Source organism: Mangrovibacterium diazotrophicum (assembly GCF_003610535.1).
Lineage (GTDB): Bacteria > Bacteroidota > Bacteroidia > Bacteroidales > Prolixibacteraceae > Mangrovibacterium > Mangrovibacterium diazotrophicum.
Genome location: NZ_RAPN01000001.1, coordinates 2,124,340 through 2,146,738, shown reverse-complemented (window position 1 = coordinate 2,146,738; position 22,399 = coordinate 2,124,340). Strand labels below are relative to the sequence as shown.

Genomic DNA, 22,399 nt, shown 5'->3' with positions numbered 1-22,399 from the left:
TCTTTTCATTTTTTCGATTTTACAGATTAATGTTTAGCCCAAGCGTAATGGATTTCGCCAGTGGGTACTTTTCTCCGTTATTGCTTCCCATTTCCGGATCCCACAATTTGAAATCAGACCAGGTGAGTAAGTTGGTTCCAACCACAAAAATGCGGAGGCTGTTGCAACGGAATTTGTTGACGAATTTTTTAGGCAAAGTGTAGCCAACATCCACTGTTTTGAGGCGGAGGTAAGCACCATTTCTTAGCCAGTAAGTGGATTGGCGGTAGTTGTTGGCATTTCCACCGAAGCTCAGGCGCGGGTATTCAGCGTTTGGATTTTCAGTAGCCGGGTCTCCCGAAATATCGGCAGCAATCCAACGATTGGAATTCATCATTTCTTTCAGCGGAACTCCCCATTCTCCTTCACTGAAGGTGTACACCGTTTTTCCTTCGATAAAGAAGGATGATTTGCCAGCTCCCTGGAAGTGAATGTTGATGTCCAAACCTTTCCATTTACCCGATACACCCATACCGTAAATGAGGTTTGGTCTGCGGGTTGAACCGATAGCTACGCGGTCGCCATCATTGATAACACCATCACCGTTGACATCCTTGTATTTAATATCCCCGGGTTGGTACTCGCCAAACTGTTGCTCAGGACTGTTGCGGATATCGTCGTAGTCTTCGAATAAGCCGAGGGCGATAAGTCCGCGGGTTTGGTCAACCCGGTAGCCTTTTTGCATTTGATAAGGATATACATTGTTCTCTTCGTCACGTTCCAGGATTTCGTTCTTGCTATAGGTAATATTTCCTCTGACGGTCAGGTCAACGGAACTGACTTTTTGTTTGTATTCTACGCGGCCGTCAAACCCTTCCGAACGAACGGCACCAACGTTGGCTTTCGGGTTACTTTCGAGGCCAACCATCGCTGGAAGGAACTCTCGAGTCATGTAAATGCCTTCGCGTTTTTCCTCAAAGTAATCCACATTGGCGATGAATTTATCATTGAAAAGCGACAGGTCGATACCGAGGTCATTTTTGGTGGCGACTTCCCAGGTCACATTTGCCGAAGCTACTTGCGAGAATCCCATGCCGGTGTAGGAGCGATCGAATGTGTAGTCGGCCCATTGATAGCCGGAGAAGTAAATAGGATTTCCATCGCTGTCATATCCTTTGATGTTTCCCATCGTGTAGAGATAAGGGAAACGTTCATCGCCGAGGTTGTCGTTACCCACTTTACCGTGAGAGAAACGAATTTTGAGCATATTTACCCATTTCAGGTTGTTCTTCACAAAACCTTCTTCTGCCACGTTCCATGCGAATGAGTAGGCCGGGAAGAATCCGAACTGGTTCCCGATTGCGAAGTTTTCAGAGCCGGTGTAACCAAAGTTGAAGTCAGCAAAGTAGCGGAGTTTCCAGTTGTATGCTACCCGTCCGGCGAGCCCCATGTTGCGTTTTGAAACGCCGTTCTTCAGGTCGTCGCCCAAATTCTGAGTTCTGATAAAAGCGTCCTGGGTATATTTCAACGTTGCGCTGAAATGGTGTTCGTCAAGAGCGCGATCGTAATTGAACATCAAATCCAGAAACTCTCTTCTGTCGCCGGCCGAACTGCTCGACTGAGTCATAATCTGAGGATCGGAGATATGGGTGAAAACGAGTTCGCCTTCCGAATTCCGGGCACGCTCGGCTTTCCATTGTTCCGGCCATTTCCGGCGATTGATGGTGTTGTAGTTGTTGGTGTCGTAACCGAATCGGCCGGTAAAGCGAAGTCCCTTGGTAACAAAGTCTAAATTTTGCTCCAACGAAACGTTCGTTTGAATTTTATTTTCCCAGTTTTCGTTGAAGCCGGTTTGTGTAGCGGCTACCCATGGGTTCGTTCTGTTGCCGGTTCCAAGAGCCGGAACATATCCATTCGAATACAGAATAGGAGTGCTAATTGGCGAATAGCCGAAAAGTTCACCCCATACATCATCATCACCCAATCCCGGACTGTTGCGTTTGGCCAAAGAGCCTGAAACTCCAACTTTCAGCAAGGTTGTTTTGGTAATATTCATATCGGTGTTCAAACGGTAGTTCCAGCGTTCGTAGTTGGCGTTTGTATCGTAGTCGTCCTTCAGCGAGGAGTCGGTGTTGTACATTCCTTGCTCTTGCACATAGCTGGCCGAAACGTAATAACGAGCGGTTGAACCACCACCGTTAATGTTCAGGTTTGCGCGGTAGCTCATGGCGCCGTCTCTTAGCAACAGGTCTTTCCAGTTGACATTCGGATACAAATCGGGGTCCAGGCCTAAACGCAGGATTTCCAGTTCTTCGGGTTGGTAGATTGGCGCCTGGTTACGGGTCAAACGAGATTCATTCAGTAAGTTGGCATAAGTGATCCCGTCAACGAAATCGGGGGTAATTGTGCGTGTGTTGTACGATGTTTCAACTTTTGCATCGATGTTGATCTTGCCGGCTTTACCTCTTTTGGTGGTGATGAGAACAACGCCGTTCGCACCTTTCGAACCATAAATGGCCGTTGCTGAAGCGTCCTTCAAGACTGAGAAAGACTCGATATCTTCAATGTTCAACTCATTCAGGTCGCGCTCAAATCCGTCAACCAAAACGTAGGCGCCGGAACTGGCTCCAAAGGTTGAAATACCGCGAATCCAGAATTCCGAAACATTCTTGCCGGGTTGTCCCGAGGTGGTCATCGCCATAATCCCCGGAACGTTACCGGCCAGTGCGTTCGAAAGGTTTGACGAAGGAACGGATTTCAGATCTTTCGTGTCAATGGTGGTGATAGCGCCCGTTACGGTGAGTTTTTTCTGAACCCCGGCACCGGTTACAACCACCTCGTCCAAAACACTGTTTTCAGATTCCTCCAATACAATATTGACCACGCGTTGATCTTTAATTTGTATTTCAACTTTGTCGTAGCCGATGTACGAGAAGGTCAATCGTTGATATTCGGGAATTTTAATCTTGTAATTTCCATCCCCATCTGTAATCGTACCCAAGCCCGGAACTTCAGCAACATAGATACTTACCCCGACCAGCGGTTCTTTGTTGGTATCAGTCACGACACCTGTTATCTCAACGGTTTCCTGGGCAAATGCACCTAGTGAAAAGCCGAAGAATAACATGCATATGATAATAAACTTGTTCATAAATTCAGTGTGTTTACTTAATTGGTTAATTCCCTTCCAAGGCGATTTTCCGGATGCGACGATTCATCTGGTCGAGTACATAAAAAGCCTTTTCAGTTTCGTTGTAGGCAATTCCGGAAGGTCTGTCGAAACGGGCTTCCATGCGTAGATCACCGTCAACATAGCCATAAGGGTTCGAATTGATGCTGGAACTTCCGCGTCCGGCGAAAGTGGTCACTTTACCCTCTGGCGTCAGAATGCGGATGTCATGGTTGTACTGTTCTGTAAAGTAGAAGTCGTATTCATCCTCCTGTCCTTCGTAATCCGGGTTTTTCACAAACACACCCTGATAGGGACTATCCAAGCGGGCTTTAGAACCCACTCCATCAACCCACGCAGCAGCTCGCGGCTCGCCGCAAACCACGTAAGGTTGAGTAAATTTTTTAGTTGTCCAGTTGTAGTCGGTGCGCAAGATGTAGTGCTGGTTCACCACAACGATATAGGCGTAGTTGCCGGAGGGGTGAATGTGAACGCGAAACTCCCAGCCATTGTCCTGAACCAGGAACAGTGTTTCGTAGTCTTTCGGACCGATGCCCGTATTGCCTACTACCGGGACGGAATTTTCCAGGTCGAAGCGGTAAAATTCTCCTTTTTCGTACCCGTTGAAATACATTTCGCCATTAACCGGGTGGACCGATGCCCCGTTGGCAGCCCGCGATTGCGTTAGAATCTGTGGGTCTTTGAAGCCGTTTTCACGAGACATGATTGATGTGCTGATGCCGTTCGGATCCCATTGGTCATGCGCAACGATCATATAATCGCCGCCTTTTGAGAATTCCAGGCTTCGCAGTCGGTTCCAGTTTCCGGCGGCTGAAGTTAAGTGTTGAGATACGGTGCTGTCTTCAAAATTGACCAGGTAAATACCGGGGCCAAAATCGTAGGCCATGTAAAGATGTTTTGGATTGACGGGGTCAAAATTCATATAGCTTGGTTCTCTGAATCCGGCTACTTCGTCGAATTTTCCATCGATCCAACCCTGATCGTCTCTTTCATTCTTATAGCCACAAAGTGTACTGACGACCATTTTGCGTTCGTACTCAAATGGATTTTCAGCAATAGCCAAAGGTTCCGAGAGGTCACCCATGAAAATTTCAATTTCACCGGAATAAGCCTTTTCGGGCACGAGGCAATAGAGCGCTTCGCCTTTAACACCAATCACTTTGGCCTCTTTGCCGCCAATAAAAACGTGAATATACTCCGGGTCATTCCCGAAGTTTTCACCGTAAATTACCAATCGTTGCCCCACACTGCCTGTCTTTGGAGTGAAGTCTGTAACTACGACAGGTCGGGAAGGATCGTAAGGTTTTGATACCAGATCTGCTGGATCGTCGTCGCTACAATTTTGGAAACACAAAGCAGTTAACGCTAAGATGACCCAATAAGTAGCCATACGACTTTTGATCGCAAATTTTTTCATATTCATACACAGAGGTTTAGTTTATTTTATGCAAAGGTTTTCGTTCCGAAATACGCTTTGCCGCGAAAAGTTAGAGGGAGAGAATAGGAGACCAGTCTGTTTTTCTTCAAAACAAAATTCTGGCCTTAGCTCAACCGTTTGGGTTGAAATAGGACACGTTTGATTTTTACTCATAATTTAGATTAAGATGTTTAGAATTAGTTGTTTGTTTCATTTAATCGTCAGGTCTTTCTCTTTGCTTTGGAATTATTACAACATGTTGCTGATTACTACTCACACGCTTGCGTAAACATTTGCGTTTTTGCCGATGAATGGAAAAGTTGAATGATCGTCTTTTCAGGTTTTATTTATTGTATTTTTCTGTTATACAGTTTTTTATTGTTGTGATTTGGAGGAGGAAGACATTAGTTGGAAATGTTTCGAGATTTCTCCGTTATTGACGGATAGGTTTTTTATTTTTTCATTTGAAGTTTTTGCACCTTCTGATTTTTCTTTATATTGCATCCGGATACTGAACGTGGTTTGAGATATTATCATCATCAAATCAGTAAAATAGAGTCTCCTCGAATTTTTAAAAATAACATAAATATTTCCTTGGGGCTGTGTGAATTTGTTCAGTTTAAGTTTTCTCAGGTCTTTCCTTTCGCTTTTTTACACAATTACAAAGTTTAATCGCTGGTGCGGATAGCTGTACGGAGTACTGTTATCAAAAGCAGCATTTAGTTAGTTGAATTCATGAAGTACATGTTTGTATTGCTGTTCTTCTGTGTTTCATTAAGTCCGGTTTATGCGGGAGGCAAAGACAGCAGGAAAAAAGTAAAGAATTACACATCCCGGGACGCAACAGTGGCTCTGGATGCTTTCAACCGGATTTTCTACAACAAAGACACTAAAGTTTACAACGCCCTGTCGGACAGGCCAGGCCGTGCTGCCATTTGGACCCAAGCTATCTATTGGGATATGATCATGAATGCCTACAAGCGCACAAACGATCCCCAGTATTTGCAATTGATGGACGAAATATACCAGGGAGCTTGCGGGCAGTACGATAATTTTAACTGGAACAACACAACAGAATGGTTTATCTACGACGACATTATGTGGTGGATTATTTCGCTTTGTCGGGCGCATGTGATGACCGGAGATGAGCATTACCTGGAGCTCGCCATATCGGGTTTCGATCGGGTTTGGTACGGATCAGAGGGGATCGACGAGCGCGGATCGTTCGATAAAGAGCAAGGTGGAATGAGATGGGGATGGAAACGCGATGAGTGGAAAGGCAAGATGTCTTGTATTAATTATCCCACGGTAATTGCAGCGGCTCTTTTGTACCAAATCACGCAGCAAGAAGATTACCTGAATAAGGCGAAAGAGATTTACGGCTGGGCGAACAACAATTTGCTTAATAAATCGACGGGGGCAGTGGCTGATTCGAAGCATGGTGATGGTGAGCCACATTGGAAAATGCATTTGTACAACCAGGCAACTTGTATCGGGGCGGGAGTTATTCTGTATAAAATCACCCGAGACAGTTCCTGCTTGGATAATGCAAAGTTGGCTGCCGACTATGTGAAAACCGAAATGTGTGACGAACATGGGTTTTTACCTTTTGAAAACGGGATTGAGCAAGGTGTGTATGCCGCAATTTTTGCTCAGTACATCTCGGAACTGATTGATTGCGATCAGCCGCAATATTTGAAGTGGATTCGGAAGAATATCATCCACGCCTGGCAAAACCGGGATAAGGATCGGAATCTCACTTTTAAGGATTTCGGCAATCCCTGTCCAACAGGGGCAATAGAAGTTTACGATGCGAGTGCTTGCCCGGCAATGATGCAGGTTATTGCACCTGCGAAATAGAGACAATTTGAAAATTATTCATTCATAATTAGAAACAATGACAAAAATATCATTTGCATGGATGCTTCTCATCCTGTTAGCAGTCAACGGATTTTCACAAACAAAGAAGTCAGCTTTGTCGAACTCAATTCGGCCACCCGCCGTTCCGCTAATCACCATCGACCCTTACACAAGCGGTTGGTCGTTTGCAGATCATTTGTACGATGAGCCGGTGAAACACTGGACCGGCAAGAAGTTTCCGCTGTTGGGTGTCATCAAGGTCGACAACGAACTGTACCGTTTTATGGGAACCGAAGAAGTGGAGTTGCTATCAATTGCGAGCACTTCCATCGAGTCAGGCTGGGACGGTAAGTATGTGACAAATGAACCTGGAGAAAATTGGTATCAGAAAAGCTTTGACGACTCCGCTTGGAATTCTGCAACGGGGGCTTTCGGAACGACTCAAAATGAACCATCTGCCCGCACCAATTGGGATAGTGAATACATTTGGGTTCGCCGGCATGTAACGCTGGACAAAAACTTCAGCGGTAAAAATGTCTACCTGGAATATTCGCATGACGATGACGCCATCATCTATGTCAATGGCATAGAGGTAGTGAACACCGGGAATGCTTGCCAAAAGAATGCCCGGATCAAGCTTTCGGACGAAATGGTTGCTTCGTTGAAAAAAGGCGATAACCTTATTGCAGGCTATTGCTATAACCGTGTTGGAAATGGATTGTTAGACTTCGGTTTGCTGGTTGAAAAAGAATCGAAAAAGTATTTTCCGAATACTGCGGTTCAAACATCGGTTGATGTACAGGCCACTCAAACTCATTATGCATTTACCTGTGGCGGGGTGGAGTTGAATCTGACATTTACGGCACCTTTGCTGATGGAAGATCTGGATCTTGTTTCACGCCCGGTGAATTACATTTCATACGATGTCAATTCAACCGATGGCAAAAAGCATAACGTTCAGCTCTATTTCGAAGCCTCACCAAACTGGGCCGTTGATCAGCCAACACAAGAGACCGAAGCGGAGAGCTTTGAGAAAGATGGTCTGGTTTACTTGAAATCCGGAAGCAAGACTCAAGATGTGCTGGCAAAGCGCGGTGATGACTTGCGTATTGACTGGGGCTATTTTTACCTGGTGTCGGAAAAAGAAAACACGGCCTACGGGATTGGAGGCGAATCAACTTTAAGAAACAATTTTGTAAATAGTTCCGGCAAGAAGTCGAAAGTTAATGGACTTAACGATGTATTGTCGGTCACGCGTTCATTGGGATCTGTGAGCTCAGCCTCTGGTAAAGTGATGGTTGGATACGACGACATCTATTCGATTCAATATTTTGGAACAAACCTGCGCCCTTATTGGAACCGGGCTGAAGATCAAACAATCGAAGGTCAGTTTGCTAAGGCAAATAACGAGTACGAAAGCTTGATGACCAGATGTGCCGAATTTGATCAGCAAATGATGAAACAAGCAACGGCAGCTGGTGGTAAAGACTATGCCGAATTGTGTGCATTGGCTTATCGCCAAGCGATTGCTGCTCACAAACTGGTGGAAGCGCCGAATGGTGACTTACTGTTCTTGTCGAAAGAAAACTTCAGCAACGGCTCTATTGGCACGGTGGACGTTACTTATCCTTCCGCTCCGTTATTCTTACTGTATAATCCAGACTTGGCGAAGGGACTTCTTAACGCGATTTTCTATTACAGCGAAAGTGGAAAATGGACCAAGCCTTTTGCTGCTCACGATGTCGGCACCTACCCGTTGGCGAACAGTCAAACCTATGGTGGTGATATGCCTGTTGAAGAAAGTGGAAACATGTTGATCTTGACAGCAGCGATCGCGGCAATGGAAGGCAATGCTGAGTATGGTGCCCGCCACTGGAATGTGTTAACCACCTGGGTAAATTATTTGGTGGAAAATGGTTTGGATCCGGAAAACCAACTTTGTACCGACGACTTTGCCGGTCATTTTGCACACAATGCCAATCTTTCCGTCAAAGCGACCCTGGCTATTGCGTCCTACTCATATTTGGCCGAACTGCAGGGGCTGACGACAGTGGCCGCGAAATACAAAAACATCGCCAGGGAAATGGCCACCAAATGGGAACAGATGGCGAATGCCGGCGATCATTACCGCTTAACTTTTGACAAGCCGGATACCTGGAGCCAGAAGTACAACCTGGTTTGGGACAAGCTGATGGGCATGGACATTTACCCGAAAGAAATTGCTCCCAAGGAAATTCAGTACTACCTGGGTAAACAAAACAAATACGGGCTTCCGCTCGACAACCGCGAAACCTACACGAAAACAGACTGGATCGTGTGGACAGCAACGCTGGCCGATGACAAGGCAACATTCGAGAAATTTATTTCGCCCATTCATCTGTTTATGAACGAAACTTCGGATCGAATCCCGATGTCCGACTGGGTGTTTACCGACAGCGATAAACACCGCGGCTTCCAGGCTCGCTCGGTTGTTGGCGGATATTTCATCAAAATGCTGGACGGTAAAATGACGCCACAAACAACAACGTCCAAATAACGATTACTCGTTTAAAACCGATTCTCTACGCCGAGCAGGAAGCAAAGCGTGGAGAATTTTTACAGAACGACTTTTCGCTTACGAACTAACCTGTATTTGTACAACTAAACCAATTATTTCGAAGAGCTCCCAATTGGGAGCTTTTTTTGGTACTAATCGATTCGTAATTGGAAGAAAGGAAAGACCGCTTCAAACGATAGCTGACATCAGTTAGTTGATATCGTTTATCCTTTCTTTGTTGCCAGTAATTGTAATCGTCGTATCAGATTTTCCGGTAATTAAGTTTGTCTCGATTCTTGTTGTTACGTCGTTGATTGTCTGTGTGGACACGGATCTTGCAAGTGTCATGTGCATCAGTGGAAGGAGATAGATTAAAGCACAGCCCACTGTGATTGAAAAATATTTCAGCCCCTTTTTCCATCCATCGGTCCAGACAGCGCGTGCAGAGGAAATTGCCAAGGCAATAACGCAAATAAACCCGATGAAAAAACCGGAGATCAAAAACAAAGGATTTAAGGCAAACATGCCCAATAGAACTGATAACAGCGAAAACATGAAGATGAGAAGCAAGTATTCCAAATTTGTTGCGAACCTCCTTAACAAGCTACTTTTATTCGTTCTTACATCCGATCTGGAGAATTCGGCATCAGGGTACGTTTCCAGAATATTGATAATCTTTCTTTTTGTATCTCCGTGCGGATTAGTTTCTCCTTTTTCAATTCGTTGAATTGTTCTTAAACTCAAGCCAGACAAGCTTGCCAGTTCTTCCTGTGATAATCCTTTCTTAAGTCTGAGCTCTTTGATTTCTTTCGAAAAGTTTTGGGAATCCATAATTTGGTTTTGAATTTTGATTTGAAATTAGCGCAATGTTTTCTTTGTCAGTGTGTCATTCGTGTGTCAGTAATATGACATTCACAGGTCACTCGTAGATCATTAGTTTGCCTGGACTTACGTATTACGTATCGTATACATACGATAAAAGGCTATCCAGTTCGGACAGCCTTTTTCAAACGTCAAATTCTACTAACTAAAAAAACTAACTAATCCAGTGCGTTACATATTTTTTTGTTGATGTCACTTACACGTTTTTCTTCAATTTTAATCACTTTTCGGTCGTATGTCATCAGTCCGTTTACTTCAACTTCAACGTCAGTTGTTTGTGTGTAAACAGCTGCAGAGAAGCCTGCTTTAATTAATTTCAAAAGTTGCTCACCGTATTCCACATATTGATCGGTGACTTCTTTTGATGTTTTAAACTGTACATAGCCCCAGTTACGGTCTGGAGTCCACAAATGGTCTTCCAATGCCAGGCCAATTCCACCGTATTCACCCAAAACTGTTGCCCGTTGAGCGTCGTACAGGAACATGTTCGGACCCGGATAATGATGTAAATCCAGCATGTCGCCAACCTGGTAATGGTTACCACCACTGGCTGGATTGACGATTCGGCTTGGATCGTAATTTTTCGTCCACTCCACAATTTCCGGAGTTTTAAACTGTCCCCAGGCTTCGTTAAATGGCACCCAACAAACAACCGATGGATTGGCATACAAGTAATCCATGATGCCTTTCCATTCAGTGCGGTAGTTGGCTTCCGACTCGGCACTACGTTTGTTCTCTGTTCCGTCGAAATATTGGCGTGGTTGCCATTGAGGAGAATGGTCGCCGCTAGGCATGTCCTGCCAAACCAATATTCCCAGTTGGTCGCAGTGCGTGTACCAACGTGCCGGCTCCACTTTCACGTGCTTCCGAATCATGTTGAAGCCCCATTCTTTGGTTTTTTCAATGTCGTATTTCAGGGCCTCGTCGGTTGGCGCGGTGTACAAACCGTCGGGCCACCATCCCTGGTCGAGCGGGCCAAACTGGAACAAATCCTTATTGTTGAGTTGCAGTCGTACAATGCCATTTTCGTCCCGGTGGGTTGAAACTTTACGCATGGCAGCATAGCTTTTCACCTCGTCCACAACTTTACCGTTGCTCATTAGTCGGATTTGAAGGTCATAGAGGAACGGCGAATCCGGGCTCCAAAGTTTGGCTTCTGGAATTGACAAAGTCGCTTCCAGACCAGCTGCGGCTTTAACCGTTTGCAGTTTTTGATTGCCGTCGAACAAATCAACTTCATAATAATCGCCTTTTTCAGCTCCGTCCGTAAGTACGTTTATTGACAAGCGGTTGTGATCAATATCTGCTGTTGGGCGAACCGACGAAATAAATTTCGAGCTCACCGGTTCGAGCCATACCGTTTGCCAGATACCGCTAACAGGCGTGTACCAGATTCCTTCCGGATTACTGGTTTGTTTTCCGCGTGGTTGATAACCTTTGTCGCTCGGATCCCACACTTTGACAACCACTTTCTGATTACTCGATTTGTTGAGGAATGAGGTGATGTCGAATGAGAATGGGGTGTAACCTCCCTGGTGAGAGCCAACTTTTATGTCGTTCACAAAAACTTCCGCTCTCCAGTCGACGGCACCAAAGTGGAGCAGCACTTGTTTTCCTTTCCATGCCGAAGGAACGGTGAAGCTGCGTTTGTACCACAATTCCTGTTTTTCATCAACGCGCTTTTGCACGCCCGACAGACTCGATTCCACCGCAAATGGAACCAATATCTTTCCATCGAAATTGCCAGGCTCAGCTTTTCCTGCGGGTAGGATGGCATATTCCCATAATCCGTTCAAATTTTGCCATTGGTCACGTTCGATCAGGGGCCTGGGATACTCAGGCAAAACATTGTTTACATCAATCTCTTCAGCCCATTTTGTTTTAATTTTGTCGCCTGCCGGTTGCCATTGCGCAAAAGCACAGCTTAAAACGAGACTGAAGAAGAAGGCCAAAGTTGGTCTTTTCATGTTCTTAAATTTTGTTGGTTTTCAAATTAAGCTTTACAGGTTTCTGTTTCCTGATATCTGTAATACAAGATCGGGCCGGAATTTGCTCATGTTAGCGGAGTGAAATTTTGGTCGAAAAGAAGAATTTGAAAAAAATCGTAGGCCGCGTGAGTACATCGACTCGGAAAGTTGTATGAAATACAAAACGAGAGCTTAGCTAAGCCAAACTGATCCTGACTTATGGCCTTATCGATTTTCGATTGACGGTTTAGGGATAATAAAACAGAATGATTAGCTTGCGTCAACGTCCCGATTTGTTGTATTGTATGGAAATAACGAGATGATGAAACGCCAATTTACCTGGTTCATATTTTATAGCTTTATAACGATAGGATTAATTGCCTGTACCCAGGGCAAGATAAATCTGAAGGCGTATGAAATTGCAAATCCGGTATTACCCGGTGATAATCCAAATCCCACCATCACCAAGATTGGCGACAGCTACTATGCGTCGACGACCAGTAATGAATGGTCTCCATTGTTCCCAATTTATAAATCGGATAATTTGATTGATTGGAAGCTGGTTTCCTATGTATTCCCGGGAGGTGCGCCTGATTGGGCAGAGAATAACTTTTTTGCACCGGAACTTTCGTACGACGAAGAACAGCAGAAATTATACGTTTACTACACCAGCCGAATCAAGTCGAACAACAAACTGACCATTGCCGTTGCCAGCGCCGAAAGTCCGGAAGGACCTTTTGTTGATCATGGCCCGTTAACATTCAACGATTGTGAAACAATTGATGCCTTTGAGATGCGCGATGAGGATGGTAACCTGTTCCTGATTTGGAAAGAAGTTTATTTCCCCGGCAAACCGTCTGTGATTTATGCTCAGTCCATATCAGAAGATCGGCAAACCGTTAGCGGCCCCAAACATGAACTGATCCGGAATGACCAGGAATGGGAAGAAGCGATTACGGAAGGGCCTGCGATTTTCCGTCGGGGCGAATATTTCTATTTGTTGTATTCCGCCGGAGCATGCTGCGATAAAGCCTGTAATTATAAAATTGGAGTGGCCAGGGCGAAAGGGCTCCTTGGCCCGTGGGAAAAGAATCCGGCCAACCCAATACTGAAAGATACACCGTATTGGAAATGCCCGGGTACGGGAGATGTTCTGAACGAGCAGGGCGATTATTACTTATTGTACCACGCCTACGAAACAGTAGGTGGCGATTACATCGGGCGCGAAGGGCTTTTGGCAAAAATACAATGGACTGACGACGACTGGCCATATCTGGAACCAGATGAAAATTTGGATCCAACCAATAGCCGCATCAACTTTAGCGACAAATTTAACGGAGCATTAGAGCCTGATTGGCAGTGGAGAGCCACCCAAAAGCTGAGTTACGCAACAGGTGATGACGGCCTGATGCTGGCGGCATCGACGGAGAATGATCTGTTGGGGAGTTTATTGGCACAGCCTGTTAAGTCGCAGGATTTTGATGTGACAGCAACCGTTGATTTGGCCATGAGCGGCACCGACGTTCAAGGTGGAATTTTGCTGATTGGCGCCACTAATAATAGTTTTGGTGCACCCATGGCGGGAGTGGGAATCTCGGCCGGGCACGATTTAATTGAAGTCTGGATCACATCGGCGAATGAGAAGAAAATATATGAAGCAGTTCCATCGAGCGATTATGGCGATTTAATTTCCTTGAAAATGCGTGTCCGAAACGGGGATCAACTGCAGTTCTATGTTTCAAAAGGCAAAAACTGGGAACTGATTGCCGATTCAATCGATGCTTCTCCCTATGTTCCCTGGGGCATGGGATTTCGTTGGGGAGTAACCTCGCTCGGCTCACAGGACCAATACGTAGATATTACCGGTGTTGAATTAAACCAGGTGGGATCGGAGCAGAACGAATGAGCGTAAATACTAAAATAGAGGGATAAAGAGAACCTGTTCTGAGAGTGGGTTCCTTTTTGTGTTTTTCGACTTTTGATAAAAAAGTCAAGCGGATTTTAAAGAAGACTAAACTAATCTAATTGACAACGAGAACTGAGCATATCGACCAACAAATGATTCTGCGGCTGAAGGCAGGGGATATGGTGGCTTTTCAGAAAGTCTTTGTTGCGTATAGTGAAAAGCTATTTCATTTTACATGCTCATACCTGAAGGATACTGCGGAGGCGGAGGAAATCGTTCAGGATGTTTTCCTGCGTATTTGGGAGATGCGGGATGAGATCGACGAAAATAAATCATTCAAAAGTTTTCTTTACACCATGGCTGTCAACAAGGTGCTGAATCATTTGAAACACCAGGTTGTTCGACAGAAATACGAAAAATACCTGGTGAATTTCAATCACGATTTTTCTGCAAGCCCGGAAGCTGCAGTTCATTTTGCCGAATTGCGGGACAAGATAGCCGGCCTCATGGACAAGATGCCGGAGCAGCAGCGTAACGTGTTTAAGCTAAGTCGTGAAGAAGGCCTGTCGAATGGTGAAATTGCAGAAAAGCTGGACTTATCTATCCGAACAGTTGAAAACCAGATTTACCGGGCCAGCAAATTTCTCAAGGAGAATCTAAGAGAAGAATACCTGTTGGCAATGTTTGTGCTTTTCAAGGCAAAGTAGTTAGAAATCATATTGTTCATTTTGAGCGAGAATATTTTTTGAAAAAAATGGAATTTGTGTGAGTAGGTACTGTTCGATGGTTGTATAAGTAGCAAATGAGGAAAGACGAGAACATAGCAAAACGATTTTATGAACTGCTCGATCGGTTCAATTCAAACGACTGTTCACTGGAAGAGTTGTATGAGTTGCAGTCGTATTTAGACGGCCGAGCCAGTTCGGAGATGCTACGGGATCGAATGATGGCGGAGTTGGAAGAAGATGAATTTCCGAGTATTGAAAACTTTGATGGTGATCAACTCTTTGCGAAGCTTAATCTTCAGATTCTAAAGCAGAAGTCCCAACGTTCAGAAGAGAAAAAAATCAGGAAGATCCAATTCAACTGGATTCAGGTAGCCGCCTCGGTAGTACTGGCATTTGTTTTTGGAGGTGTTGTCACTTACTTCTTGAGCAAAGAGGAAAAAGGACATCTTGAATTGGCTTCTTATTGCGAGGTTTCAGCACCACTTGGCTCTATTTCTCAGCTTACTCTTCCCGACAGTTCGGTTGTTTGGTTGAACGCCGGAAGTAAGTTGAAGTATTCTACGCGTTTTAATGTGGATAACCGGGATTTGAGTCTGGAAGGCGAGGGGTATTTTAAAGTTGCTAAAAATAAGAAACTACCCTTTGTTGTTGACGCCTATGGTTTCCAGGTTCGAGCCGTAGGCACCGAATTCAATGTAAAAGCCTACCCGGATGAAGAGACCATTGAAACCATTTTAGTGGAAGGTAAAGTGAAGCTGGAACATCGGGATGTGAACATCGCTGACGATACTTACCTGAATCCGAAATTCATGTCGACTTTTTACAAGAGCAGGGACGTAGCTCGCGAAAATGGTCAGCCCCGTTTAACAATTAGCCCCAACAACGACCCCCTATTATACACTTCATGGAAAGATGACCGGCTTGTCTTTAAAAAAGTGACGTTTAAAGACCTGGTTAAGATTCTGGAGCGGAAATATGATGTTCAAATCAAACTGGAACAAAGCGAGATCCTGAATTATCACTTTACGGGTGTGCTCGAAGACGAGAGCATTGACCAGGTGATGGAAGTGATTCGGATTTCTTCGCCGATTAGTTACAGCATAAAAGGAAAAACCGTTTTTATAAGCAAAAAGTAAACCTAAAAAAAAGGGACCTGATTTGCCCATCAGATCCCTTCGTTGAAAAATGTTCGAGTTAAATTTTATCAATGCTGCAAAGTGTGACGGCTATTGCAAGCATTGAATTGTGAATCATTTAACAAACCAAATGTATGAAAAAAAATCTAAATGGATTTGTTTTCCCTGCAAGGGGGAAGCTTAAAAAAACACTGCTTGTAATGAAACTAACTGCCGTATTTATACTGGCTTTGCTTTTTCAGGTCAACGCGTCGGTTTACTCGCAGAACACCAAGTTCAGCGGGGACTATCGGGGCAAGAGTATTCGACAAGTTTTTACGACCATTGAAAATGAAAGTCGGTTTCGCTTCTTCTTCAACGACGATCTGATTGATATTGATCAAAAGGTCGACTTTACGGTGAAGGATGACGATGTGGAAGCTATTTTGGAACGTCTTTTCGACGGAACCGATATCCAATACAAAATTTTAGACAATGATTTGGTTGTGCTAACGACCACCGGAAAGCAAGCGGCCTATCAACAGGTTGGCGTGGTTTTGGGTACGGTCACCGACAAAAGTGGCGTTCCCTTGCCGGGAGTTGCCATTGCTGCCAAGGAAGCTACGATTGGAACCATTACCGATGCTGATGGTAAATACAGCCTGACCCTGAAGCCGGGAGTGAAAACCTTGGTCTTTTCGTTTGTCGGAATGGAAACAGTCGAGATGCCAATCGGTAACCAGGAGGTCATTGATGTGGTGATGCAGGAAAGTTCAATCGGGCTCGAAGAAGTGGTTGCCGTTGGTTTTGGTATCCAGAAGAAAGAATCCCTGACCAGTGCGATCTCGTCTGTTGGTGCTGAAGATTTGAAACGCTCACAGTCACCAACAACTTCAGGAGCACTGGTTGGAAAGATTGCCGGGGTTAACAGCCGCCAGTCTGATGGTCGTCCCGGTAGCAGCACCAGCATCCAGATCCGTAACATGGGAACGCCTTTGTACGTGATCGATGGTGTGCAAAAAGATGAAGGTCAGTTTAACAACCTCGACTTTAACGATATTGAAAGTATCTCGGTATTGAAAGATGCATCTGCTTCAATCTACGGGGTAAAAGCGGCGAATGGTGTGGTTGTGGTGACTACCAAAAAAGGTCGTCGCAATACGAAAAATACAGTGAATGTTAATGCTTACCACGGATGGCAGAAGATGTTCAAATTTCCACGTCCGGCCAATGTTGAAACCTACATTCGCAGTTATATCCAGTCGGACGCGATTACCGGAAGTACTCCCAAATATACCATGGAGGATTTGGCCAAATGGAAAGAAGGAACAGAAAAAGGCTATCGCCCATGGGATTGGTACGACTATGTATTGATTACTGCTCCGCAGGATTATGTAGGTGTGAACACGACTGGTGGATCTGAGAAGATTAACTATTACCTGTCGCTGAACCACTTGTCGCAAAAAGCTGCGATTTTGAATTACGGTGGTTTCTACCGTACCAACATCCAGATGAATATTGATGCCAATATCACCGACCGCTTTAAAGTTGGTGGTTCAATGAACGGCCGTATCGAAACCCGCAAACACCCTGGTGTGCCTGGTGGTGACGATACTTGGCAAGCCTTGTTTGCGATCTACCGCAACTTGCCGACCGCCCGTCCTTTTGCAAACGACAACCCGAAATATCCAACCAAAACATCAGCGCTGAACGAGACGAACTTTGGTATGCTGACTTATGATTTGGCTGGTCAATACAAAGAAACCTGGCGTGTCATGCAGTTGAACTTTGATGCCGAATATGAAATTGCCGACGGATTGAGTGCCAAAGGTGTTTTCGGTTACTACTTTGCTTCAAAGTGGATGGATAACCAGGAATACACGTACAAGCTTTATGATTACGATGAGGCTACTGATACTTATCCTGTCATTTTCAGTATGGACAATCCCTGGAGGGAGCGGGATATCCGTCAGGTTGAAGAAATCATGGCGCAGGGGCAGCTTACCTACGCCAAAATATTTGGCGATCACAGCGTGAATGCTGTTGTGGCTGCCGAATCCTATAAACGTAAAACGCCGGGCTTCTGGATTCATACCCGTCCGGAATCAAATTCGCTGCATCTGTTGGATTACGAAACAATGGATACTTTCAATGACGACGGCGATAACACCGAGGCTCGTTTAGGTTACGTTGGTCGTTTCAACTACAATTTCCAGCAAAAGTACCTATTCGAATTTTCAGCCCGTTACGATGGTTCCTGGAAGTTCCCTCCGAATGACCGTTGGGGATTTTTCCCATCCGGATCTGTGGGATGGCGTATGTCTGAAGAGAACTTCTGGAAATCCTCTTCGGTGATGAGTAAAGTGAGCGACTTCAAGCTTCGTGCTTCCTATGGTTTATTAGGAGATGATAATGTAGACGGCTACAGTGCTTTCGATTATATGAGCGGTTACAACTACGGAAGTGGTGGTGCCACTCTGGATGGTGCTTATTACAATGGTGCTCAGCCTCGCGGTTTGCCGGTAACCAGTTTGTCCTGGATTAAAGCAAAAATCCTGGATATTGGTGTTGACTTTGGTTTGTTTAATAACAAGTTGGTTGGTAGTCTCGACTATTTCGACCGCCAGCGTGATGGTTTGCCAGCAGCCCGCTATGATGTGCTGATTCCGGCTGAAGCAGGATATTCTCTACCAAACGAGAACCTCAATTCAGACAAAACACGCGGTATGGACGGCTTTATTAAATTCAGCAGCAAGATAGGCGAGTTTGACTACAGTGTTGGTGGTAACTTTACTTATGCACGTATGTACGACTGGCATCAGTATAAACCCCGCTTCGGGAACTCCTGGAACCAGTACCGCAGTACAATCAACGAACGTTTCGGATACATCAACTGGGGATACCATTGCATTGGCCAGTTCCAAAGCTGGGAAGAGATTGCAAGCTACGATGTTGATATTGACGGACAAGGAAACAAAACGCTTCGCCCAGGTGACTTGAAATACGAGGACGTGAATGGTGACCAAATGATTAACGGTATGGACGAACGTCCAATTGGTTTCCGTCAGGGATCGACTCCGATTTTGAACTTCGGTATAAATTTCGCTTTTGCCTGGAAAAACTTCGATTTAGCACTTGACTTTACCGGTGCCACGGGATATACCTTCGAATATAACTGGGAAGCGAAAAACCCATTCCACGATGGCGGTAACAACCCGCAATTCTACATGGAAGATCAGTGGAGATTGTCAGATCCGACAAACCCGGATAGTGAATTGATCCCCGGGAAATACCCGACATTGATTGTTGGAAACGGAGGTCACAGCAATTACTGGAACAGTGATTTCTGGAAAATTAATGGTCGCTATGTCAAGTTGAAGAACGTTGAATTTGGCTACAATATTCCAAAAAATGTTCTATCGAAAGTTGGGTTATCGAAAGCGAGAGTTTATACGATGGCTCAAAACGTATTCTCAATTGATAATCTGAACGGGATTGATCCAGAGATTACTAGTGGTTCAGGCGTAACATATCCTACTAACCGAGTGGTTAGCGTAGGTGTTAATGTGACATTCTAAAAAAGGAGATTGACATGAAAAAAATATATTCAATAATTCTAATCATCGGACTTGGGCTGGGGTTCTTCTCCAGTTGCAGTGATATGTTGGATCAAAGTCCGGATAATATCTTAACCAACGAAGAAGTGTTCAAAGACTGGAACATGATTCAGTCGGTTTTGGCGAACTACTACGGACGCGTAAAATGGGGACAACGTATTGGCGACGATTGGCAATACATTTACCTGGACGAAGCTTGTAATTCGAGCGGTGGCCCGGACTACACCCAAAATTTTGGTGACGCGCATTGGCGGGTTTTTGATTACGGCCTGATCCGTAACATCAACCAGTTTTTGGAAGGAATTCGCTCTGATGCGGCGGCTGATCTTACAACAGATCAACGCAGTCAGATTGAGGGAGAAGCTCGTTTCCTGAGAGCCTGGACCTATTTCAACATGGTGCGTTGCATGGGAGGTATGCCAATTGTTGGCGACGAAGTATTCGAGTACAACCAGGGGATGGATGTAGCACCGCTTCAAATTCCACGTTCGACTGAAGCAGAAAGTTACGATTATGTAATCAGTGAGTGTGATGCTATTTTTGACTTGCTACCAGGAGATAAAACAACGAATTCGGCACGTGTAAATAAATGGACGGCTTTGGCCTTGAAAGCTCGTGCTGCCATCTATGCAGCGTCTTTGTCTAAATACAACAACGAGTTAGCTGATCCGATTATGACATCAGGTAATGAAGTCGGAATTCCTGCTTCTTTGTCTGAAGGATACTATCAGATAGCCTACAACACGGCTAAGCAAATTATCGACGAGAGTCCTTACATGTTGCAGGACCAATTGGACGACAAAGCCCGCAATTTCTACGAAACAACCAGTGTGAAGGACAACAATGTGGAAGTAATGTGGACCAACGATTACATCTATCCGGGGCAGACTACCCAGTTTACGACACGCAATATTCCGCGTTCAATTCGTGAAGATATGGACGGGACCATTATTACGCCGATTCTGAATTTGGTCGAAGCGTATGAATACACCAATGATCGGGACGGAGAATTGGCAACCATGGATACAGAAGGAGACTATGTTTTCTACGACAAACCACAGGATATTTACGCAAACAAGGATGCTCGTTTGTGGGGAACTGTAATCTATGGCGGTTCTTCTTTTAAAGGAAAAGACATTGTTTTCCAGGCAGGACAAAAGCATCTGGTTGACGGTGTGTGGACAGATATTGTTGATAATATCGGTTCGAAAGATGATGACGGCCTGGTGATTACAGCAGAGGACGGACCAACAACCAGCAACGATCAGAACGTGAACAAAACAGGCTTCTGTATTCGTAAGTTTTTGGATGAAACAGTTGGCGCAGGTACGCGTGGTCGCGGTAGCGAAATGTGGTTTGTGAACTTCCGCTATGCCGAGTCAGTATTGATTGCTGCTGAAGCTGCTATGGAGTTGGGTGATCAAACCAATGCCGTTAAGTACATCAACCAGATCCGCACTCGCGCAGGCATTCAGTCGCTTTCGTCGGTGACTCTGGATGATATCATCAATGAAAACCGGGTTGAGTTTGCATTTGAAAATCACCGTTACTGGGATTTGAAACGCTGGCGTAAAGCACACATTCTTTGGAATGGTATCGAAGGTGATCCTACAGCTACACATTATGCACTGTTCCCTTATTTGATTAATGAACCGGGTAACCCTAACGACGGCAAGTGGGTGTTCGATAAGCAAAAAGCTCACATGAGCGTTTATCCGAGGTATTTCCAGATGAAGAACTACTATAACTTCATCGATCAGGATTGGATTAACCGTAACCCGCAATTGGTTAAAAACCCATATCAATAAACCTAAAATTGAAACGATTATGCGATTAAATAAATTCTATATTCTCATTTTCGCTCTGGCTGTTTTGGTTGCAGGGTGTGGTAAAGACAACTACGACGAACCTTCATCCATGTTAATGGGAAAGGTTGTGTACAACGGCGAGGCGATCGGTGTAAAAGGAACCGGTAGTGCCGTGCAGCTCGAATTGTGGCAGGATGGTTACGATTTGTATACTTCAATTCCGGTGTACCTGACGCAGGACGGAAGCTTTAGTGCAAGTCTGTTTGATGGCACTTACAAACTGGTGTCCAAAAGCGGAAACGGCCCCTGGGTTAGTGCTCAGGACACAGTTGTGGTAACTGTAAAGGGAAGTACAACGGTGGATTACCCGGTGACTCCGTTCTATACCGTTTCCAACGAAAACTTCAGTTTATCAGGGAGTACCCTTACGGCTACCTTTAATGTGGCGCAGGTTTCCGGTTCGCAATCTGTAGAAAGAGCTATACTGGTTGTCAACAAGACGAGTTTTGTTGATGAAACAGCGCAAATCCAGCGTGTCGACCTGACTGACCCCGGAACGGGACAGATCACCATGACAATGACTCTCTCGGATGATGTCTTAAGCAATGCGACTTTGAACGCCCGTGTTGGTGTTAAAATCTCCGGTCGCGAGGCAATTTATTCATTGGTTCAAAATATAAAATAGAAGTTTGTCTTAAAGGCGTGTTGTGCAATTGGACAGCACGCCTTTTTTACTAAAAAAGGAAACGCTCATGGTTAAATTTAGAATGCTCCTGACGCTTTTTCTTCTAGCGGTGCTTTCATTTTCGTGGGCAGCCCAAAACGATGGACACTATTTGTTTCCGGAATTCAAGTCGGCAACGATCTTCTTTAAAACTGGTTTGCAGCAAAAGTCGGATTTGAATTTCAATAAGTTGACTGAAGAAATGGTTTTTGTTGAAAACGGAAAGTTTTTAGCCATAGCTAATGTAACGAGTATCGACAGCATTCTGATTGCTCAGCGTAAGTTTATTCCGGTCGATGGCATTTTTTTCGAATGTGAGGGTGGGGAAAAATATCCCTTGTTTGTACAATATAAAAGCAAGTTGATTTCCGCCGGAAAGTCGACGGGTTTCGGAAACTCCCAGACCACCGCCGTGGATAACATTTCGAATGTGTATTCAAGCGGTAAAGTTTACGAATTGGAAATTGGAAAGGACTATCGTGTGTTATCAGACGATTCGTTTTGGACTTTGGTTAATGAAAAGTACGGGCGGATAAACAGTTTGAAGGAGGCCCAGAAAATATTTCCGGATAAGAACTTAAAGCCGTTTGTGAAAGCAAATAAAATAAAATTCGACAATTCGGATGACCTGTTGCTGTTGCTTCAACAGGTTGATCAAATAAAATAGAAA

General features: G+C 44.8%; 13 protein-coding genes. 9 read left to right on the top strand and 4 right to left on the bottom strand.

What is annotated here, in order from left to right:
- Positions 1 to 19 precede the first annotated feature (19 nt).
- A complete protein-coding gene (locus BC643_RS08365; protein WP_120272657.1) occupies positions 20 to 3,130 on the bottom strand; it encodes a SusC/RagA family TonB-linked outer membrane protein in 3,111 nt (1,036 codons plus the stop codon).
- 25 nt (positions 3,131 to 3,155) lie between these two features.
- On the bottom strand, positions 3,156 to 4,592 hold the full coding sequence (locus BC643_RS08360; protein WP_211338015.1) for an IPT/TIG domain-containing protein: 1,437 nt from the start codon (positions 4,590 to 4,592) through the stop codon (positions 3,156 to 3,158).
- A gap of 729 nt (positions 4,593 to 5,321) precedes the next feature.
- Between BC643_RS08360 and BC643_RS08355 the strand changes: the two genes are divergently transcribed.
- A complete protein-coding gene (locus BC643_RS08355) occupies positions 5,322 to 6,446 on the top strand; it encodes a glycoside hydrolase family 76 protein (protein WP_120272656.1) in 1,125 nt (374 codons plus the stop codon).
- A 37-nt stretch (positions 6,447 to 6,483) separates the two neighbouring features.
- Positions 6,484 to 8,982, top strand: coding sequence for a glutaminase family protein (locus tag BC643_RS08350; protein WP_120272655.1), 2,499 nt, complete (start codon positions 6,484 to 6,486; stop codon positions 8,980 to 8,982).
- Positions 8,983 to 9,192: 210 nt separating this feature from the next.
- On the opposite strand, the gene BC643_RS08345 is transcribed toward BC643_RS08350, so the two are convergent.
- The gene (locus BC643_RS08345) at positions 9,193 to 9,813 is read right to left on the bottom strand and encodes a helix-turn-helix domain-containing protein (protein WP_120272654.1); all 621 of its coding nucleotides are present in this window, start codon (positions 9,811 to 9,813) and stop codon (positions 9,193 to 9,195) included.
- A gap of 209 nt (positions 9,814 to 10,022) precedes the next feature.
- Complete coding sequence (locus tag BC643_RS08340; RefSeq protein WP_120272653.1) at positions 10,023 to 11,831, bottom strand: glycoside hydrolase family 2 protein; 1,809 nt, start codon at positions 11,829 to 11,831, stop codon at positions 10,023 to 10,025.
- A 319-nt stretch (positions 11,832 to 12,150) separates the two neighbouring features.
- Between BC643_RS08340 and BC643_RS08335 the strand changes: the two genes are divergently transcribed.
- From BC643_RS08335 to BC643_RS08305, 7 genes are all read left to right on the top strand, one after another.
- Positions 12,151 to 13,737, top strand: a complete 1,587-nt coding sequence (locus BC643_RS08335) for a family 43 glycosylhydrolase (protein WP_120272652.1) — start codon at positions 12,151 to 12,153, stop codon at positions 13,735 to 13,737.
- Between the two features lie 119 nt (positions 13,738 to 13,856).
- A complete protein-coding gene (locus tag BC643_RS08330; protein WP_147377172.1) occupies positions 13,857 to 14,444 on the top strand; it encodes an RNA polymerase sigma-70 factor in 588 nt (195 codons plus the stop codon).
- 95 nt (positions 14,445 to 14,539) lie between these two features.
- Positions 14,540 to 15,601, top strand: coding sequence for a FecR family protein (locus BC643_RS08325; protein WP_120272650.1), 1,062 nt, complete (start codon positions 14,540 to 14,542; stop codon positions 15,599 to 15,601).
- Positions 15,602 to 15,801: 200 nt separating this feature from the next.
- Positions 15,802 to 19,158, top strand: coding sequence for a TonB-dependent receptor (locus BC643_RS08320; RefSeq protein ID WP_170154500.1), 3,357 nt, complete (start codon positions 15,802 to 15,804; stop codon positions 19,156 to 19,158).
- 14 nt (positions 19,159 to 19,172) lie between these two features.
- A complete protein-coding gene (locus tag BC643_RS08315) occupies positions 19,173 to 21,005 on the top strand; it encodes a RagB/SusD family nutrient uptake outer membrane protein (RefSeq protein ID WP_120272649.1) in 1,833 nt (610 codons plus the stop codon).
- Positions 21,006 to 21,024: 19 nt separating this feature from the next.
- A complete protein-coding gene (locus BC643_RS08310; protein WP_120272648.1) occupies positions 21,025 to 21,690 on the top strand; it encodes a DUF3823 domain-containing protein in 666 nt (221 codons plus the stop codon).
- A gap of 67 nt (positions 21,691 to 21,757) precedes the next feature.
- The gene (locus BC643_RS08305; protein WP_147377171.1) at positions 21,758 to 22,396 is read left to right on the top strand and encodes a hypothetical protein; all 639 of its coding nucleotides are present in this window, start codon (positions 21,758 to 21,760) and stop codon (positions 22,394 to 22,396) included.
- Positions 22,397 to 22,399: the final 3 nt, after the last annotated feature.

What these genes read in the sequence shown, in the direction of transcription:
- BC643_RS08365 (WP_120272657.1), bottom strand. Translation starts at nt 3,130, where the DNA reads ATGAACAAGTTTATTATCATATGCATGTTATTCTTCGGCTTTTCACTA.
- BC643_RS08360 (WP_211338015.1), bottom strand. Translation starts at nt 4,592, where the DNA reads ATGAATATGAAAAAATTTGCGATCAAAAGTCGTATGGCTACTTATTGG.
- BC643_RS08355 (WP_120272656.1), top strand. Translation starts at nt 5,322, where the DNA reads ATGAAGTACATGTTTGTATTGCTGTTCTTCTGTGTTTCATTAAGTCCG.
- BC643_RS08350 (WP_120272655.1), top strand. Translation starts at nt 6,484, where the DNA reads ATGACAAAAATATCATTTGCATGGATGCTTCTCATCCTGTTAGCAGTC.
- BC643_RS08345 (WP_120272654.1), bottom strand. Translation starts at nt 9,813, where the DNA reads ATGGATTCCCAAAACTTTTCGAAAGAAATCAAAGAGCTCAGACTTAAG.
- BC643_RS08340 (WP_120272653.1), bottom strand. Translation starts at nt 11,831, where the DNA reads ATGAAAAGACCAACTTTGGCCTTCTTCTTCAGTCTCGTTTTAAGCTGT.
- BC643_RS08335 (WP_120272652.1), top strand. Translation starts at nt 12,151, where the DNA reads ATGATGAAACGCCAATTTACCTGGTTCATATTTTATAGCTTTATAACG.
- BC643_RS08325 (WP_120272650.1), top strand. Translation starts at nt 14,540, where the DNA reads ATGAGGAAAGACGAGAACATAGCAAAACGATTTTATGAACTGCTCGAT.
- BC643_RS08320 (WP_170154500.1), top strand. Translation starts at nt 15,802, where the DNA reads ATGAAACTAACTGCCGTATTTATACTGGCTTTGCTTTTTCAGGTCAAC.
- BC643_RS08315 (WP_120272649.1), top strand. Translation starts at nt 19,173, where the DNA reads ATGAAAAAAATATATTCAATAATTCTAATCATCGGACTTGGGCTGGGG.
- BC643_RS08310 (WP_120272648.1), top strand. Translation starts at nt 21,025, where the DNA reads ATGCGATTAAATAAATTCTATATTCTCATTTTCGCTCTGGCTGTTTTG.
- BC643_RS08305 (WP_147377171.1), top strand. Translation starts at nt 21,758, where the DNA reads ATGGTTAAATTTAGAATGCTCCTGACGCTTTTTCTTCTAGCGGTGCTT.